Below are 310 nucleotides of genomic sequence, written 5' to 3'. Positions count from 1 at the left end.
ATTGCCATTTTATTTGCGGGAATAAGCAGATAAATCTTATCTTTACAATTCTGATAAACCAAAAGACTATGAAAAAATTAATTGCAATTGCCATCTTCGTTTTTGCGGGTTTTGCAGTACAGGCGCAGGAAACTGCCAGGATCGAATTTAAGTCGGAAGTGATCGACTATGGCGAAATACAGAAAGGAAGTGACGGGGTTCGCGTTTTTGAATTTACCAATACAGGTAATGTTCCATTGGTGATCACCGATGTTACTTCAAGCTGCGGATGTACTATTCCGGAAAAACCGAAAGATCCTATTGCTCCAGG

1 protein-coding gene is annotated in these 310 nt (G+C 40.0%); it reads left to right on the top strand.

The features are described 5' to 3' along the window. Positions 1 to 68 precede the first annotated feature (68 nt). The coding region (locus HC175_RS22490; protein WP_168140035.1) for a DUF1573 domain-containing protein at positions 69 to 310 on the top strand (242 nt) is incomplete at its 3' end.

Source organism: Salinimicrobium oceani (assembly GCF_012037645.1).
The sequence above is the reverse complement of the archived record's forward strand: the minus strand, read 5'-3'. Positions and strand labels throughout refer to the sequence as shown.